We start from the raw sequence: 19,067 nt of genomic DNA on the forward strand, positions 1-19,067 counted from the left end.
ACAGCACACGATTACTCGAATACTGCTTCACGGTACTACCGGGACGAATGAGCAATTCCCCGGACAGGACTTTAACCTGCTAGATATGTTGCCGATAACGGCGTACAGTCCGACCCCATTACGCATAAACCGTTACAATCATCAAACATTATTTTTATATAGATCCATCCCCTTGGATTTAGAGGCTAGAATCACTTTCTGTTTTTAAACGCCTCTCTTTAAATATCTTACCTAGCAGAAACGTAATATCCCCCTTTTTTTTAACGAAAAGGAATCCTTTCTTTTCATCGGAAACCAGTTCGGCACCACCATCGTCAACCATATCCCGTCCGATACTATAGAGAATAAGCCCTCCGTCAACTGCCTTGATCTTCAGTGGTTTGCCGTCGAAAGGATCAATGGCTATCTCGGCCAGGAAACGTGGCTTAAGCTCAGTAATAGAAGAAGGATATTTCCCTTTTTCCGCACGGAAGCCCTCGACAGCAAGGGCAAAAGCCGCCAAACGCTGCCTGGCTTCTCCTTCAGCGTTCCGAGCGTAGTAATGGCTCATCATATCATCGGATCTAAAGAAAAATTCAACACCTGTTAAAGGGCCACCCTTGTCATTTTTAATTTCTTTTTCCCACTTTTTAAATGGTCGGAAGCCATTATGGAAAGGTTTCTCCAGATGCTGAAAAAAGCCTTTCCAATACCTTTCCCCAACAGCAACATCTTCACTGGCGAAGAAAACCCTGTAAAGCGATGATATGACAGCATTGTTAAAATCAACCACAGCATATAACACATTACCAGGAATATCCCGGTGTATCGGTGGAAAGCCGATATCAATCCACTCCTCCATCGTATAAAAGATGTTGTCAGATGACAATTCTTCAGCCCACCCACCCATACCGAAGGCACTTTCACCCTTCATTACCTCAGGATAGCTTTTCAGAAATTCAAGCGCCTTGCTGGCAGGAAGATCCATGTCGTTACCTTTAAATTCCCTCACATCATATAGCGCTTTCTCCAGGGCGTCATAACCTATACCAGCGACAGCAATAGAGAGAAGGTTAGATATTAGAACAGGGTAATCATTCAAATGGTCAGCAATCTTCCATATATGTTCTATCGTCTCCAGTGAGCTTTGAATATTACCCTCAATAGCATACAGGTGAGCTTGCAGGGCAAGTAAATAAGCGGAATTGCGATAAGGAGCGAAGAGTGGTATTTCGTATTTGTAACTTGCCTCCAATGGCTGATGAAAGGATTCGGTGAGAGCGGCTTTTTTTAGAAGTGCCATTACTTCTTTTCTCTCTTCCAGGACAACCTTAGCCTTCGGGATTGAAAAACCATCATCATTCTTCCTCCGAAACGTGGTTACCCATCGGGGCAACTTGTCATGCTTGTCCAGCAGGTTGAATGCCTCCTCATAATAGGTAAGGGCGTTTTTTTCATCCGCTACAGGCGGTGAATTAACGCTTTCTATTAGCGCCTGGGCATCCTTTTGAACATCCTTCAAATAGGCAATTGCCTTCCGGTCCATATGAGCAAAAAGAAATAAACCAGCCATGAGAAAAACAATGGCGGCCAGGCAAGTCTTTAGGCGATAAGCAAGTGGATAAACATTTTTCAGGGTAAAAAAGCCAAAGAGGCTTGTATAGGCAATGAACCAGGAAAAAGCATAAACAAATAGCCAGTCAGGTTTGAACCCTTTAACATATAAAAAATAGGTAACCACAGAAAAAGAAGTGGCAGAGATTATGATCAATGCGCCGCACAGGATAAAAAGCACCTTCCCCCATTTGCCTCCCCCCTTCCTGAATGTGGAAAGAAAGGCCGTAAAACAGGAAGCTGCTGCAAAAAACAGCAGCCATAACAAAACAAAGGAGATCATGAGAATCTACTACCGTTCATTTTTTAAAACACTCTCCATACAAAAACAGGTCAGCGTGAAGCTAAAAGCGAAAACTAATCTGAATCCATCCCTATTTTCCTTTTTGTAGCAAGATGAATCCTACCTGCTAAGCAAATTGTTTTCTGACATTGGAAGGCCCAATTCTCTGAAATGTTTTTCAAGAAATACTTTTGCTTCTTCTTTTGTATTAAAAAAATAGAGTCCAACATCATCAAAGTAGGCTTCAGTATCACCAATAGGCTCACCCCTATATCTTAATTGACCCAATTTAAAATTGAGTTTAATTGCTGAATCAGGCATTTTCCAGATACCCCACATAGGAACCCAGTTATTATCATATATCTTGGCAAAATATGACGCACTCATCCCGTGCATAGATGCCCAGTTTTGTTTTTTTCCTCCCTTGTTCTCTATTAAGACACTAATTACTGGCAGCCCTGATTTCTTTGGCATATCCTCTTTTATCTTATTAATTGTTGCACGGCCAACAAACAGAGCATATGGTGGGGTAGGCTCAGCAAGAAAAACGTGCTGCATAATGTGGTCTCCATTTTGGATAAGAAAATAATGGTTTTTATCAACAGATTCTTGAACCTTGACACTACCGTTTGCCCCCCATCCTTTAGTTTCATTCTCTGCATTATGGTTATATACCCAGTTGATATTTTTCATTTGCTCTTTGGCAACCTTTTCCCTCAATGCAAATATAATCTCAAAATTTCTTCTATTAATAATATTATCATTATAAATTCTAAAATTAATATGCGGATTTATAAGGACGGAACTATACATATCTTCATAAGCTTTGTATACATTATCTGTCTTAAACAATATTCTTGATCTAAGACGGTAGTATCTTTCTACTACTGGACGTAGTTGAATACTCTTACTAATATATTTCAGTGCAGTATCGTAATTTTTAAGATTATTAAAATTCATGCTTGCCAACTCTTCATAAACACTGGCTAACTCACCATAAGTAAGTGCTTTTAGATATAGCTTTGTTGCTTCGTTATATCGCTTTTTCCACCTCAAATTTCGTCCCTGATATTCATAGATAAATCCATACAGAGATGTGAGCATAGGATTGATAACTGCAAAGGGCTCGGCATCTTTTGCAATTTTTTCCATTGCGGCATAACTTCCACCCAACCTTGGTTGATTGGCCCGCATGCTGCTCTTCCTGATAATGAAAGAATATGGAAATATTTCAATGGCCCGCTTTATAACCTTACTTTCACTATCGCCGAATGAACTTGAGTTTGTTATTCCAATCAGGGTGTTGTGGGCAGGTAATGAATCTACTTTTATTTTCAATACAGTTCTGATATTTTCCTCTGACTTTTTAAAATGAGAGTTCATGATTCGCAAATTTTCATCTCGTGTCTGTTTGTCTTTAGGCCATATGATCCACTTTAATTCCGAGGCTTTACCGTAATGATATTGTGCCATAGCCAAATGTGGCTTATAATCATGGGGAAAGCTATCTTTCCATTCCGTAATATTTTTTTCGTATGAAGGCCCAAGATAATAAAATGCATTATACGCATCGTAAACCTTGTATTCATCGGTTGGATCTTTTTCGAATGCTTTCTGGTATTTTTCCAAAATTTCATTCAACTCTTCAAATCGTTTCTCTTCCAACATTTCCCTGAGTGCAACAATCTCATCAATCGATATGGTGTTGAAGTACCGACGTTTATTTATTCCCGGAATTGAAACGCTGCCCACAAAAATTATAATTATCAAGAATAAAAGAGATATCCAATTTTTCCGGAAAATAAATGACATTGCTTTCTCCAAATTAATTAATTTTATGACACTTAAAAAAGACAGATAAAAAGACAGAAAGACAGCAACGAAAGACAGGAGTAAATTCTTTAACATTGACAAAGTGATTCTGCTGTCAAAGATAAAGAATTTACTCCTTAACTGTTATCAAGTGTTAACTTTAGTCTTTACATAAGGATTCTTCTTCGGTTCACGCCCTTTGTGACGTAAAGAAGCTGCACGGTAAATTTCAGCTTTTTCTTCAGCTAAAATTTCTGAAAGACTATCAATGTAATCTTTTGGTGTTCCTTTTTTCTTCCATGCTTCTACGGCTGCATCTATGTATTGTTGTTTGAGAAGGGTGGCATCTGAAGCCTTTATGGCCTTAAGAGCTTCTACCAATTCTCGCCTCTCCCTTTGATGCTCAACATCTTGATCCGCAAGACTCTTTTTATAATATCGATGAGTAATGAACCATGAAATTAAAGCTGATATAAATATTAACAAAAGGTCATATGCTAATGTGTTCATCTTTTAAACACCTAGTTTTCGAATAAGTAGAAACAACGACTATTTACCTCCATCCTTTCGACAATCATGTTTGAACCACGGCATTTCGGGCCTTCAAAATTATGGTGACAGGGATTGCAAGAATAAAAAATATAAGGAACTGAAGCCATATCCTGTCGGCATTAATGATCGATATGGATCCGAATCCAATAATTGATATGATAGCGTAGATCTTTGTCCTTATGGTCATGCTTCTTGTCTCATGCCACATCCTTATATGCGGTCCGAACCTCTTGTGAGACAGGATCCACTGATGGAGTTTCTCCGAAGACCTGGCAAAACAGGCCAGTGCCAGGAGCAAAAAAGGGACCGTCGGAAGGAGCGGCAGAAAAATCCCGATAAAGGCGAGGCCTACAGAGGCCATTCCAATTAATATTAAGAAGGGTTTGTGCATATCATAAAACTTACCACGGAAAAGGCCGGAAAGAGCAAAAAAACTTTAAAGATTTTATTCTTTACCTTCCGTGAAATTCCGTGACTTCCGTGGTCAATGTCTTTTGGTCTTTATATCTTTAACCACGGAAAAAGCCGGAAAGGGCCGGAAAAGGCAAAATACTTTAGCTTTTTTTTCTTTACATTCCGTGTCATTCCGTGACTTCCGTGGTTGAATTATATGATAATCCTTTCAATTTCCACTTTAGGATGAGAGCCGAAATTCACCAGGAAACCGAGCTTTAATCCCGTTGCATTCATATAATTGAAAACTTGAGCTTTATGTTCTGCCACCAGTTCTCTTACGGCCTTTAATTCGACTATAATCTTTTCGTAACATATAAGATCAGGCTTGTATGTTTGTTTAAGTGTGTCACCCTTATAAGTCAGGACAAGCTCTTCTTGAGCAGTAAAAGAGATATTACGCAGATTTAGTTCCTTTTCCAGGCACTCCTGGTAAACAGCTTCTAAAAAACCTGGCCCCATCTCATGGTAAACGTCAAACATAGCCCCTCTGATTGCATAAGCCTCTTCCTCATAAATCAACTTGGTCATTATTTATTCGTTACCTTCCGGGTTTTTCCTGCTCTTTCCGTGGTCCATAAATTACTTAAATCCTATCTTCCTATTCCATAAATAGAGACAGCTATCGTTTAAAACAAATCTCCTGTCAGTTATCAAAGACAACCTGATTTACCCCGTTAGAGATAAAGAATTCTTCAATCTATTTTTGATATGTGGCTTGCCCATACCGATTGGAAATCACAATTTATGATTTCAAACAAATAGTTTCTACGAAACTTTTTTACGTAGTCTGCCAAAACTCCCGGGCTCCCTGGGGCAGCTTAAGCAGCACACTTTCGAAAGCGGCCTCGTCCACATGGCTTCTTATTACACTCGCAACATCACCAATAGCGGACTCGGTTGCGAAGTTATGGTCGGCCCGCAGGGCCTGGACCTCTTTCGTCATATCTGAAATATCCCCGAAGGGAAGTTTCGGCTCATCAGGATTCCAGTCCGCTACAAAGAGGGCGCGCAGACCAGCGGGCAACACCCCTGCAAAAACTATGGCACCTTTCAGATCCAAACGGCGGCGGAAAGTCTGAAATACACCCTGGATCGTCGTGTAAGCCCGGTGGGTGGTCCCCAAATCGGAGACATCCCGCACTTCCTCCAGAAAACTGTAAAAGTCTTCCGTTGCGCGCTGATATTCAGCCGGTACAGGCATTCCATATTCCTTTTTTCTTCTATTTCGTTTTAATTAAAAGGACCTTTTTTAACAGACCCTCAACGACCGATTAATCACTCTGTCGGATAGATCGGCTTTAAATTATATGGATATTTGGAGAAGAATTAAATAAAATTTCCCCCTTTATGTTACTGATAGACGGGAGGCGTGAGACTAGGAGCCTGTCGGATTTAGGGTAAATCTACTGCGAAAAAGCCCTTTTGGCCAGATTATCTGATTAAATTCGTTAAATATGTTCAATATTCGCCTCATTTAATCAAAAAATCTGACTCAAAATGGCTTTTTCTCGCTACAATTTCCTAAGTCCGACAGACTCCTAGCCGAGTCGTTTAAGATTCTTATCCATGAGGCGGATCTTTTTCTTAAGGGTCTTTACAAGGTTTTTATCTTTGGCCGTTTCCTTTTTCAGTGCATTGTTGTAAAAGTGTTTCGACTTGCCGAAAAAGTATTTCGCCTGTTCTTTGCGTTCTAAATTGTCGTACTTTTTCCCCAATAAATCCGCCAGGTATCCCGCAGCCATCATGTCATGAATGCTATCAAAGAGTCTCGTTTCCTTTGCCTCTCTATCGAGGGCCTTTTTCAGCCGGGCCGATGCAAGTGCAAACTCTTTTTCCCACTTTTCAGTCTGCGCCTTTTCCTTCTTTTTTTGAAAGAGGCCTTTAAAAAAACCGATTATTTTTTCTCCCGGTGCATTCGGGTCTTTAGTGGTAATAACAAAGGCTGCATCCTTATATATTGCAATCCGATCTTCATATTCCTCATATATTTCTTTGCCTGTCTTATTCTTATAATCAACATACTTCGGGAGGCCTCTAAGGGCGACCAGGTCATTTTTCAATGTTGCGAAAACTCCCAATGCCTTATCTATTTTGGCTCGCTGACTAAAGTAGGCAATGCCGAGTTTATAACGAGTCATAAACCGCGCAGTCTTTCGCTTTATTTCCGTACCGAGATTGTCCGCCTCAATAATTGCGGCTTCGTACCAATCGGCGGCCTTCTTTTCATGGCCTGCGTAGAAAGCCATGTTCCCTTTTCTAACCATGCAGTTCCATTTGTTGTTCGCATCCTTGCAATCCTTTTTGGGCTTCCCTGTAATGGCCTTCTTGATTCGCTCTTCATAAGTTTCCGGTTCATCAACATCCTGGCAGTAATATGCGGCGGGGAGAGTTTTGCAAAAAAGTGCAAGTTCTCTTTGATCGCGGTAATCATCAGCCATTTTGATCGCTTCAGTGATGTAATACCGGGCCAGTTTGTCATATTTCTCATTCCCTTTTTTTGCATGGAAGGCTTTTGCAAGGTTCAGGCTTGCCTTAAAACTGTCGGGTTTAAAATATTTCGCCCGCCGTAATGATGCAATGGCATCATCCAGACGGTCATTTTTCAATGCATCGACACCCTTTTCCAGAGATACTTTGTATCTTGTTTTCTTATCGGCCATGTAATCGTCGGGAAGGTTGTAGAAATACCGCGCGGCGACGAGAGAAAGGAGGAGCAATAGCCCTAAGAGTACCTGTATTTTCTTTTTTGTATTCATTATTTTTTCATAAAAGAGAATTTCCCGGCGGCCTTTTTCGTGAAGCCGAGGAGCATGTCGTCAAACTTGGAATCGAGGTCATTTTCCTGAATTCGGTTGAGTATTTGTTTGATAAATATATACAATAAGCCGTAAAAAAAGAGGGGCATTATAATAAACATCACCAGAAATTTGCCAAAATATGTCACCACCGCCGACGTAAGTCTTTCCACCCCTCCCGTTACCATGAGCTTTACCCGTTCCTTCATGGAACCGAAAAAGCCTTTTTCTCGTCTCAGATCTTCCATCTCCACCTTTATTACGCCGAGTTCTTCCGCCATTTCCGTTGTTGCAGTAATACTTGCTTCCTCGAAGATCGTTTTGGCGGCAAAAACGGTGTAGGGCATTGCCGCATAAAGGAAAAGTCCCGATATGATTAAGGCAGTACCATATTTTCTCAAAATACCCTGAAAGGCAAAACTGCTTATGGCGGTCGCCACAGCCCCTATGGGAACCAGAAGTTTTATGGCAAATAATTTGAAGAATTTCAGCAGCGTTATCTGCCCTGTAATAGAAGCAATGGAGTAGCCGAAGAAAGTCCAGATGTTGTTTATGAGGTCGGATAAGGGCAAAAGCAGATCTCCAAACTTGGCTTTCACGGAAATCCCGAAATTTAATCCCAATTCTATTGTGGAAAGGTAGGCAACAATTCCCTTGGCGAGAGATACTGCGCCAAAATTCTTAAGGGATGACGATAATGATTCGGAAAGAAATTCATCGTTTGCCTCAGCGACCGCATCGAGCCACAGGAGTTCTGTAAGAAAATCCTCCAGCCCATTGGTAATGGATGCAAAAAAAAGAACCGCAGATATAATAAAGACTAAAACCGGTTTAGCCAGGTCCGAATCGAGAAGCCCGTCAAGGGTATCTTTAAGAGAAAATTTTATTGCCATTCACTACCTCACTGTTCTGCACAGAAGAATACTATCCATGCCTTCGGTAATTATTGTCTGGAAGAGAGGCCATCGGCCCTTAAACAAACCTTGAATGAGACAAAGGTTAGATCGTCCCATTCCTTCTTTTTATCTTTGCCCTTATGTTCGTCCACCCCATAGGGCAAGGCTAACGCATTAAATCCTGACTATTTCTAACCGGCCGGGCGGATCAAGCCCTTTTTTCGACCCCTAAGAAATAAAAAAACTTTTGCCCCTATTGTTCTGAATCACTACATTTTTTGTGGACGGAAACACCTATAATACACTGCCATCCTTATATATAAAGGGGAAAACCTTTAGCTACCCTGAAAATACCCCGGTCGATGGAACCAGGGTGATGGGTAAATTGTCTAAATATTAATGATAAAAAACAGTGAAAGGAGAACAGCCATGAATTTCATGCCACATATGCCGCATCTTCCTCATATAAACAAAAACATAATGCTCGTAAGCAAAATTCTAGGTATTATTTTCATCCTTTTTTTACTTGCCCTTATTCTTTTGTAGACGAGAGTTGCCGGCTGTCCATGGGAACACTTTCCATCATAAGCCTGTCCTGAATAATCAGGGGCGCCTCTCTATATTAAAAAAACAGGAGCATCGATCCTTATTTTCTCCCACACCCCAACCATGCATCCGAAGTCAGAGATGCAGGAATGTTCGTTAACGTCTTATCCAGATATTCAAGCGCCTCACGCTCTTTTTCCTGCCAGTCTTCTTCCGACATACTGTTTTTCAACATAACGAGCGGTGCGCTGCCCCGCACCATATCCCGCCAGAACTCATCGATGGAGTTAACGGGGAAATCCATTGTCACAGGGTGAATCTCAACGTCCTTAAATCCGGCACTTTCAAGTTCCTTCCCGAAAAATTCCGGATTTTCCAGGGATTCAACGTCTGTCTGCGGTTCGGGCATTTCAGGTTTTATGGCCCTTACGGCGCCGAACATGGTCTGCATGGCAGGCGACTGCGAAATGGGCGCCCAGCTGGAGATAATAACCTTTCCACCCGGTTTGAGAGTCCTGTATATTTCCGAATAGCCTTTGGTCCTGTCGGGAAAAAACATGAGACCGAACATGGAAAAAGCCACATCGAAGGATTCATCATCAAAGGGCAAGTCCTGCGCATCACCGCACCTGATTTCTATGTTACCGAGACCCTTATCCTTTACCGTCTCCCTGAATATGGCTATCATGGACCGGGAAAAATCGATGGCGTGAACGGAGTGAACCTTATCAGCCGCCGCAAGTGCCAGCGTCCCCGGCCCGCAAGCCACATCGAGAATCCGGCATTTGTCGGTCAGTTCCGCAAGTTCGAGGGCCTTCTCATTATACCGCTCGAAGACCTTCATCGTCGTTTCGGCATAGCCCCCGGCAACGGCGTCCCAGGGTGGAATTGTACTTAGCATATTTGGACCTTTACTCATGGCAACTTACTCCTTATTAATTAGTTTTCATCCGGAAAGGGTGCTTTTTCGCAATCTCTGCGTCAATCTTCGGCTTTGCTTGTGCGATGTACAGTAGTACATCTCCGCGCAAACCCTTGAGTTCCTTGACCTTGCAAAAAATCCCTCCTTTCCGAATTGAAAACAAAGTTTCATTTATTATAGTTTCTGGATGGACACTAATTAAGATAAGAGGGAAATAGCACATTGGTTGCAGATAGAGATGTTTATGATACAACATCATTTCCGATTTTAGGGATGAAAATAATGGCTGCCCTGAAAACACCCCGGCAGAAAGGAAGTTTCAGGTTAGATCTTTTAACTTTGCTGTGACACCGGCAGGGCATAAAAGGTCAACGAGGAAAAGCGCAAATCAACGCGGATTTAAAGATAAAATTTTTTCACCTTTTTTACCTTCCCTCTTTTCTGTGCATCCGGGCGTCATTCCAGTTGAGTAAAAAGTCATTCCTGTTGATTGTTTTTATTAATTATCTTTATTAAAATCACTGCCGGGGTTTTCCATATATAGAACACAATATTCTCAATTTAATGCGGAAAGTATCCCCGCCCTGATTAATTAACATCACTGAGTGAAATAAATATTTCATTGCGGACCATTTCTCATGCTTATCTGCACTCAAGTCCGCTTTTAATTCAGACGGAAAACCGGTAAGTCAGCCAGAAAATTGAATGTCATTTTAAGGAGAAAGTACTTATTGGCAATAAAGGTGGCAAATTAACGTTAACCTATAAAAAAGAGGAGGTAGAATTATGAAAAAAAGAATCTTAATGGTGGCAGTCGTGTTGTTTTTGTCAATATCTGTAAATGTTAATGCATTTGAACCGATTAACTGGCCCAATGAGCCGGTTGTTGCTGTCCTTGGCGCGTCCGGGTCAGAGGCGGGTACCCCCGTTGATTCCCCCTTCGGTGGAATGGCAGTGGCAGGTGGCGCTTACCTGGCCCTTGGCCATGCATTGATACAGGAAAATCACAGGGTCCAGATTGCAGCACAGGCCGGCGCCTATAGTTATGATGTCCCCGGCACGGGCTGGCTCGGCTATCAATCGCAATATGAAAAAGCGGTCAATCAGACAATGTGGATTGATGGAATTGATCATCTTTCTGCTGTCTTTATTGATCAGATGAATGACTGTATGCATTCGGTCCCCTGTTCGGAAGAAGATATGGACATCTATATCCAGCGTGCTGTCGATGTTGCTGTTACTGCCAGAAATGCAGGGAAGTGTGTTATTGTTAATGCACTCATGCCCTGGGAAAGTCTTGATCTCCCGAGAGGTGTGGCGCCTTATGGCATAAGTTACACTATCTCCGAGAGCAATTATCGACTCATGGCAGATAAACACCGGACTACTTTTGAAAATCTTGAAAATATTTACTATGTTGAGGCTTATGAAGGAATGACCACATTTGATGGTCTCCATTGGGATTCGGCCTCTGTGAAAAAAGGCGCCCACAAAATTTCAAAAGTATTAAAAAAAGAGTGTGGATTTTAAGTAGTATCCATCCAGAAACTATAATAAATGAAACTTTGCTTTCAATTCGGAAAGGAGGGATTTTTTGCAAGGTCAAGGAAATCAGGGGTTTCGCCGAGTTGTACTACTGTACATGGCACAAGCAAAGCCGAAGATTGACGCAGAGATTGCGAAAAAGCACCCTTGACCGATGAAAACCAGCGGGCATAATGGAACGTAACCCACCCTGCATTTACTGGATTCCCGATCATACCCTCAAGGGCATAAAACCCGGGGATGACAAATATTCAATCCTAAAGTTTTATGCAGGGGCCCCTTATGGGGTTGGACCAGGTCTGTAGAGCAGAATTACCACTTGAGCCAGCTAAAAGCATCGTTTATCTTTTTCTTGGAGATGCCCGCCGCTTTCATTGCCTTTTTTGCCGTTTTCTTGCCATAGCCGGCCTTTTTCAGGCACTTGGCCACGCCTTTGTGGCTGCGGTCCCAGAGGTCGCCTGCGCGCAGCATTTTTGCAATGTCATCGGAGTCGAATGCGGCTCTGCGCAAGTACTTGGCGGCTGTTTCAGAGTCGATTTTGAATGTGTTCTTGAACAAGCGGGACACGTCTTTGATAGCGTAGCCCGCACCTTTGAGCAGTTTGCCGATAGCTTCATCGGATTGCCCGATTGACCGCAGGCCTTTACCCACGTCATCCACGCCGTATCGGGCGTACTTAAGGTTCGATGTTATGACCGATATCTTTACTTTCGATATGTTTTTCATAACATTGGCCACAGTGTTGGCCGAATAACCCAGCCCCTTGAGTGCTTTGGCAATGTCTCGGCTGGCGCTGCCATATGTACCCTTCATCATGCGGCTTACATCACTCGAATTAAAACCTGCATTCTTTAGCAACTTGGCGCTCTGAGCGGCACTTTGCCTGTATGCGCTTTTCATTGCCTTGCCGATATCGCCGGACGAGATACCGGCGGATTTCATGATCTTTGCCGTGTCCTGTGCTCCTTTGCCGAAGCCTGATTTAATGGTGGCGCCAATTTTTTCCCCTGTGCGTCCCGCGTCCTTAAGCAGCTTTGCCGACTGTTCAGCCGATTGCTTATAGCCGTTTTTCAGGGCCTTGCCCACATTTTCTGCTGTGTCGCCAATTTCAAGGAGGCCGTCTTCGAGGGCATCAACCCACTCATCGGCAGTATTGTAGAGAGACTTGATCACCTTCTTTACTTCGTTCAGAACCAGTTCGCCCATTTTTTCAATCCTGGCGTCTTTGGCGCCCACTTCCAGGTCAATACTGTAGCTAACGCCGCAAAACCTGAATTGTCCATCCATTTCCAGGTAAACACGGTTGTTTTGATAGCCCATGTCTGTGTCCATTTTGATAACGGCGTTGACGGCCACCTTCCCCAGGTCGGTCTTTACATTGAGCAGCTTGTTAAGGTGGAATTTGGCATTCAATTTAAAGTTAATGTAACCACCGAAATAGATGTCGGTGGCTGAATTCAAGGCGCCTTCCAATTTCCAGTCGAAGTCGTAGGCGCCGGTAATAAAGACGTAGTTCAAATCAAGGTTGTTTTCGGCTTCCACGACGACGGTGACGCCTGAAGAGGTGACCGTAGCCAGGGCGGCAGCTTCATTGCCGAGCAGGCGCAAACGGCCGCTAAGGCCGAAGTGCGGTTTGCGAAAGGCCTCAATCTCGTGGTCGGACTGCTTAAAGGACGATAAGGAAATCATGGGACCTTTTTTGCCCCCATAATCGCTGAAGCGGAAGAACTCCTTACTGCCGATTTGCAGCGGCTTGTCCATATAGGATGTGGCGGCAATGCCCTTTCGATGGGAAATCTCCACCTGGGTTGCCCAGCCCTGACCCATAATTTGCAGAACTCCCGAGAGAAAATACCCTTGTGTAAAGGTCAACTCACCCATGCGGGCGCCTGCCGGCGCCAGGTAGATTTGCGGGGCCACAGCAGCAGAGATGCCCTCGTCACCGGAAGAAAGCGTGTAATGTCTCATGCCGTTGGCCATGTCGGTAACGCTCCAGGTGTTTCCCGCCTTTTGGACTACGATCAGCAATGTCGCTTCATCGGATGGAATGGCTACTCCGACGGCAGCAAAGGCTGCCGAAACTGCCGGGTGGTCTTTGGCGTCCAGTGACTTTGCCACCGTTGCGTCGAGCGTAAAATAGCGGATGGAACGGAGCTTGACCGTTTTAAATACCTTTGAAACTTCACGGGGGACTTTCTTTACCTTGGCGATCTGGCGAGTGATGTCTGCCAGACTCAACTGGCTGATGGAACCGGCGAGCACGCTTTTATCGGGGGATGTCGAATCGAAGAGCAGGGCAATGGAACTGCTGAATTTGGACGTATTGATTCTGCAGGCAATACCAAGGCTCGGAATGCCGCCCCAGTTGATGCCCAGCATGAGAGCGAGATTGCTGACCTGGAGATTGCCGAACTTGATTGTTCCCACTGCTGAACCGGCAAAGAACACCCCAGTACTGAGCAGGCTCATGGCCATATTGAAGCTAACGTCTTTCTTTTGAATTTTTACCTTCAACTGCCCCGCCAGGAACATCTCGGGCCTTCCTTTGCTCAGCATAAAACCGAACTGTGCATCGAGTGGGTATTTTCCTAACAGTTTGGTACTGAAGTCCATGAACAGTCGAGTATCATCAACGGGAACTTCCCCGACCTGTACTGTCACGTTCAACTCCGGATCGAGCCCCAGGATCGACTTGAGCAGCTTCATGTCTTTGCGGCTTGTATCGAGTGTCCACGTAGTGTGGACGTTTAATCCCGCCACCACGCCGCTGCCCTGCGGCATGGGAATGGAAGAGGAACTCAGGTTGGGATTGTTGAAGGCCGCCATGTTGGGGAATTTAAAACCGGGATTGTCAAAGCTGGAGACCAGGAGCAGCAACTTGCTAAGCTGCACGTGCTTTTCCAGCACCTCCAGACTTTTCAGGCCCGGAATGTCTGATAGTTTGCCTTGAGTCATATTCAGACCGAATGCGCCACCCCATTTTGACCCGATTTTCTGTACCTGCAAGGCCAGCGAACCGAATTTATCGACTTCAGTCACCAACTCCAGTGAATAGTTGTTGCCCTGTTTGGTGATGTTTACATAGTTGTTAAGCAAGTCGAGGTCGAAGGAATCGGGCAGGGCGATGGCTTGATTGGTGAAGGTATCGAAAATCTTTCCAAGCGATGTTTTCTCTATGAAAGAATTGATGACCACATTACCGGGAGTTACGTAGGTCAGGTTGAGTTCCACATTGCCGTACTCAATGGCGCCGCTTACGGAACCCCGGAAGCCTTGTCCCTGCGTATACTCTACGAACATGGACACATTAGAGACTTCCAGCGGTCGGGGGCCGATGGGGATTTTCCAGGGTTTAGGCTCTTGCGTCATAGCCAGGGCCAGGCTGTATGAGCGGCCGGGCGCCACGCCCAGGCGGAAGACGTCCACGTCCAGGTTGGATGGCGCCGGTATGGCGGGAGCATACTTGTCCAGGACCTTTCCCAAAGGGATTACATGGCCGGCCCCCATTTCGGCATAGACGGAAAAACCCTCAGCCGAATCGGCGGACACAAGGAAGGGAATCTCTTCAACTTCCATCTCGCCAAAGACCTTGAGATTGATGTTGCGTACCAGGTCGGGATCATCTGTGGCGGTCTTTGCGGACTGGAAGGGATAGTCGATGCGAAACTGGCAATTAATGTTGTTGATTCCGAAATGGTCCTCCCATACCTGCCAGTTTAATTCGGGCATGCCGATGGAGAAAGAAATATTGGTTACATCGATGTCACTGAGTTTTCGATAGTCGATAGCCACGCTCATAGACGTGAGTTCAAGCTTGCCTAACTCATCACCTAAATGGGAGATTTGTTCCGGCATGTGGCTCAGTAAGCCTTCACCGGAACCGGTGATGCCCGTTAGCTTGCCCAGGTTTTCCAGCGAAATGCCCTCAAAGCGGGAGATGAACAGCAACTGGTCAATACCAAGTTCAAAGGGGATGAGCATATCAGCCACAATGTCGGCCTCGGGCACTTCGATAGCGCCGGTAAAGGCCTGAATCGGTTTGAATTGGGGATTGGTATCACTGAGCATCCAATCCTGGTTCGGCGGTGAGTAGATGCATATCTTGTCGCCGGAAAACTCGATATTCCCTTTGGCCATGCTGTAGTTGACATCGATGCCGATGTCCAGCAGGATACCGGGCACTCCCTTATCGATTTCGCCTGCCACGGTCCAGGGATATTGATAAATGGCCTTGTCTCCCGTGAAGAGGGTGCGCAACATTTCGGGTTTTTCGCTGCGCACAGGCATACGAATTGTTCCACTCACGGGCAGTTCGATGGTGGACTGAAAAACATTGGCCGCCATGGCCAGCACACCTTCGGGACGCACCATTCCTATAAAGTTAATGCCCCATTGCAAGTCTCTCCCTGATTCGGGATGGGCCATGGCCTGACTGGTGACAACAAAGCTGCTGTTGAAAAAGAGGTACTCGTCCAGCGGCACCACTTCCGACTGGGAGGTTTCCCCCGTCTCGCGGTCGAAATATATCGGTTCACGGTCGTCGGGAACTTTGGGCAAAGTGGGAAAGCTTTTTGAGAATTTCCAGTCATTGGGTCCCGGATTGGCGCCCAGCACTTCATAGTGCGCCAACAAGTGTACGTTGCCCTCCGTGTCAAGAGAGAGAGACAGCGTGACGGGGATTTCCGGCACGTTCAGGTAGTTCGACTTGCCCGAGACGACGACCTTTTGTAGCTCGTCATCGCTGCTGACGAGAAGGGGATTGTCGATGACCAGCGATTGGTCGAAGTAACAATGCCTGAAAACATCGGCCAGGTTGTCAGTGAGATTGTTGCTGCTTAAGGAAATATTTGATGTACTGAGGTCACCCTCGTCTATACCGAGAGCAGATTTTAGCGATTCAAAATTCATGATAGTATAATCTCCAAAAATAGGGTGCGCATTGGTTTATTTCACCAGTTTTTCTTTTTTGAAAATGGTAATCCCTTGTTTGTATTTCCCCCAAAATGTCTGGTCGGCGCTCGAAGGCTTCGCCCAGTAACAGGGGTGCTTTGAGTCGAAGATAATTTCCTTGTAGATAGTCACTGGCCGATCCGTACCCAGTGAAGTAGAATCCGGCTCGAGCACTGCATTGACAGGCTCCTTTTGGTAGCTAATTACATTACGCTTGTCAGCCTGGTGTCTAACAGAGAATTTTCCATCACAGCGAAATATGGTGCCGCCCGGCTTGGTGACGACAGCACCTATTTGGATTTCCTGGCCGCAGGCAACAAGAAGTTGTGAGGTGAAGTCGCCTGTAATACTGTGTTTTTGCTTCAGCAAGGAATATTGGTGGTCCGCGCAAATCTCTAAACCAAACTTTACGCCTCCATGTGTGAAAACATGATCATCAACACTCTGGTTTATTTTATAGTGCTTTGTAAGTAAATCGGTGCGGTTAGTCCTTTCTACCCCATTCACCTCATTTCCTATTTTCGGGCGTAACGATGGAATACCATCTGCTGAGGCCACGTGAAATTTTTCTACTTTTCTGTCGGAAGAAACCAGGGCATTGTTCGGCCCGCTTAGAACGAAGGCGGTATTGTGATCTACGAAAAAATTAGTGGTTCCGATCTTCCTCGTTAATACGTTGCGCATACTCTGGCTAACGCTGGAGGGATTCTCACAGGCCTCCTCCCGGCTCCACATAACTGTTCCCGGAATGATCAGCCAGTCGGACAGTTTTGGATTCGCAGCAATTGTTTTCGAAAGAACTTCTTGAATGGCCTGGTAGTATTTTTTAGAATAGGAATTAGGTTCTTTGTGAGGACGCAAGTAGAATTCTGGGGCCATGAAGACATTAAGGACTCCCTTGGACGTGTCTTTTTCAAGTTCATGAGCAGCGCATTCCATGGCTATAAACAGACGTTGCAGCCTGGAAAGCAGATCGGTATCTTTCTTGACGAGTTCAAGGCTGCTACTTTCCCCCTTTAATGCCACATGGTCCTTTGGCTTTTTATCTTTTAGTGCCTTGGCATCCACAAGCCCTAAAGTGTTGTTAGAAAATTCTGATAAATCGGGTAAGCCCCCGGCGGGAATGCCATAAATTGCCTCCTTTTTGGCGTTTTTTGCTATGGTAGGTACATGATATCCAATATATCGGATGTGTGAATAAGGCATAGTTATTCTCTCTTATGAATAAAAAGTTAATGTGCAAAATCGCAGGGCCTGTCGCCTATTCCAGATGAAGCAATGACAGGTGCAATGCATTAATCCCCTCACGGCATAAAAAAACGTAAGAAATATCCATCACTTATATTTCAATTGATATTAGTAATAATAGCCTGTCATTTCACATAAACCATTTACTGCCCCGAAAATACCCCGATTTAAATTGCGGATAGTGGAATGTGGATTGCGGATTTTTAAAGATTTTTTTCCACAAAGGGTCACGAAGGTTCACGAAGAAAAAAAGAAATCAGGACCGTTGCGTGAGGAGGGGCAAAAGCTGTTTCAATCATAGATAAGAGCAAAAAATAATAGGACAGGGATTAACACAGATTACGCAGATTAAAAAATGATGAGTGATTGGTTTCACGCAGAGGCGTTCATGGCCTGTGGGTGCAAAGGTGTGGAGATATTTGCATGATGCTTTTTCAATAGCAAAGGCATACTTGATCTTTATCCAGTCAATCCTGTAAATCCCGTCTAAAACAAGCTTTTAAATCTTTTTTCTTTTGACAGGATTCACAGGATTAACCGGATTTTAAAACCTTAAAAGTTCTTTTTACCGCAGAGCGCACGGAAAACACGGAGGAGGGGCAAGAGCTTTTTTATGGCTGCTGCGCGGGAAGGGCAAAAAACCTTTCAACCATGGATTAAAGCAAATGCATTGGGACCAGTCTTTTCGCGGATTTCACAGTTTGGCGCAGAAATATTTGCAGGACGCTTTTTCAATAGCAAGGGCGTCTTTGATCTTTATCCTGTCAATCCCGTCAATCCCGTCTAAAACAAGCTTTTAAATCTTTTCTCTTTTGACAGGATTTACAGGATTAAAAAACCTCTTCTCATACTGAAAAAATTCTTCCCAAATGGGCGCTGCTTAACAGGGCAGGTAGTGTTAATAATATCCGTAGCAATTCCATTTATTTGATGGAGAATAGGTGCAGATATTTATGCCTGGTCCCAAATATTCAAACATCAGTTTATATTCGTCATGGTTTTTCTCATATTCAACCATTGAGGGCTGCCGTCCATTCGGATTTGGCACGGGTTTTACAGATAGATATTCAGGAACCAGGGAATCTAATGAATCCGGATAGGAACTGTTTTCCAAATTATATTTTTCCAATGCATCAATAATCGGCGCGTATATTTCAAAACCTGCAACGGCAGGTTTGCATTTCATGGGGTGACAACAACTCGACAGCAAAAAGAGCAGCATAAAAAGCCTTATTATTCTCATAATGTTCTACCTGAAGCCTTGCAACAGCGGGCCGTTTTTTTGCGCATGATTATGAAATTAAAGAATCCACGCCCAAAGGACGTGGCCTTGCTTGAGCCCTAAAAGGGTTTGATTTTCCTTCCCGTTAAAAGGCAGCCGAGTGTAGCCGTTGACTGAGGATGAAGGGCACAAACTGTCTGAGCGAAGCGAGTTTTTGTGCCCAACCAAGGCAACGGTGGAAGGAGGG

14 protein-coding genes are annotated in these 19,067 nt (G+C 44.3%); 2 read left to right on the forward strand and 12 right to left on the reverse strand.

Features of this window, described 5'->3' with window-relative positions; translation table 11 throughout:
• Positions 1-178: 178 nt before the first annotated feature.
• The 9 genes from OEV42_18035 to OEV42_18075 all read right to left on the reverse strand — a co-directional run bounded on the left by OEV42_18035 (position 179) and on the right by OEV42_18075 (position 9,852).
• Positions 179-1,876 carry a tetraspanin family protein gene (locus OEV42_18035; protein MDH3976175.1) on the reverse strand — a complete coding sequence of 566 codons (1,698 nt, stop codon included), beginning with the start codon at positions 1,874-1,876 and terminating at the stop codon, positions 179-181.
• A gap of 120 nt (positions 1,877-1,996) precedes the next feature.
• Positions 1,997-3,784, reverse strand: a complete 1,788-nt coding sequence (locus OEV42_18040; protein ID MDH3976176.1) for a DUF4034 domain-containing protein — start codon at positions 3,782-3,784, stop codon at positions 1,997-1,999.
• 51 nt (positions 3,785-3,835) lie between these two features.
• On the reverse strand, positions 3,836-4,198 hold the full coding sequence (locus OEV42_18045; GenBank protein MDH3976177.1) for a hypothetical protein: 363 nt from the start codon (positions 4,196-4,198) through the stop codon (positions 3,836-3,838).
• Between the two features lie 64 nt (positions 4,199-4,262).
• Positions 4,263-4,631, reverse strand: a complete 369-nt coding sequence (locus tag OEV42_18050) for a YbaN family protein (protein ID MDH3976178.1) — start codon at positions 4,629-4,631, stop codon at positions 4,263-4,265.
• A gap of 215 nt (positions 4,632-4,846) precedes the next feature.
• Complete coding sequence (locus OEV42_18055) at positions 4,847-5,224, reverse strand: GxxExxY protein (GenBank protein MDH3976179.1); 378 nt, start codon at positions 5,222-5,224, stop codon at positions 4,847-4,849.
• Positions 5,225-5,474: 250 nt separating this feature from the next.
• Positions 5,475-5,897, reverse strand: a complete 423-nt coding sequence (locus tag OEV42_18060; protein MDH3976180.1) for a DUF2267 domain-containing protein — start codon at positions 5,895-5,897, stop codon at positions 5,475-5,477.
• Positions 5,898-6,234: 337 nt separating this feature from the next.
• Entirely contained in the window at positions 6,235-7,452 is a 1,218-nt protein-coding gene (locus tag OEV42_18065; GenBank protein ID MDH3976181.1) for a hypothetical protein, read from the reverse strand.
• On the reverse strand, positions 7,452-8,384 hold the full coding sequence (locus OEV42_18070) for a hypothetical protein (protein MDH3976182.1): 933 nt from the start codon (positions 8,382-8,384) through the stop codon (positions 7,452-7,454). The genes OEV42_18065 and OEV42_18070 overlap by 1 nt, the downstream gene beginning before the upstream one ends.
• 649 nt (positions 8,385-9,033) lie before the next feature.
• Complete coding sequence (locus OEV42_18075; GenBank protein ID MDH3976183.1) at positions 9,034-9,852, reverse strand: class I SAM-dependent methyltransferase; 819 nt, start codon at positions 9,850-9,852, stop codon at positions 9,034-9,036.
• Positions 9,853-10,641: 789 nt separating this feature from the next.
• On the opposite strand from OEV42_18075, the gene OEV42_18080 reads away from it, so the two are divergent.
• A complete protein-coding gene (locus OEV42_18080) occupies positions 10,642-11,385 on the forward strand; it encodes a hypothetical protein (protein ID MDH3976184.1) in 744 nt (247 codons plus the stop codon).
• Between the two features lie 327 nt (positions 11,386-11,712).
• Here OEV42_18080 and OEV42_18085 read toward each other — a convergent pair whose 3' ends face one another.
• Positions 11,713-15,885: a hypothetical protein gene (locus OEV42_18085; GenBank protein MDH3976185.1), complete on the reverse strand. Its 4,173-nt coding sequence runs from the start codon at positions 15,883-15,885 to the stop codon at positions 11,713-11,715.
• 459 nt (positions 15,886-16,344) lie between these two features.
• Entirely contained in the window at positions 16,345-17,556 is a 1,212-nt protein-coding gene (locus tag OEV42_18090) for a hypothetical protein (GenBank protein ID MDH3976186.1), read from the reverse strand.
• Between the two features lie 655 nt (positions 17,557-18,211).
• Between OEV42_18090 and OEV42_18095 the strand changes: the two genes are divergently transcribed.
• Positions 18,212-18,385, forward strand: coding sequence for a hypothetical protein (locus tag OEV42_18095; protein ID MDH3976187.1), 174 nt, complete (start codon positions 18,212-18,214; stop codon positions 18,383-18,385).
• 111 nt (positions 18,386-18,496) lie between these two features.
• Here OEV42_18095 and OEV42_18100 read toward each other — a convergent pair whose 3' ends face one another.
• The gene (locus OEV42_18100) at positions 18,497-18,784 is read right to left on the reverse strand and encodes a hypothetical protein (protein MDH3976188.1); all 288 of its coding nucleotides are present in this window, start codon (positions 18,782-18,784) and stop codon (positions 18,497-18,499) included.
• Positions 18,785-19,067: the final 283 nt, after the last annotated feature.

This window comes from Deltaproteobacteria bacterium (genome assembly GCA_029860075.1).
Lineage (GTDB): Bacteria > Desulfobacterota > JADFVX01 > JADFVX01 > JADFVX01 > JAOUBX01.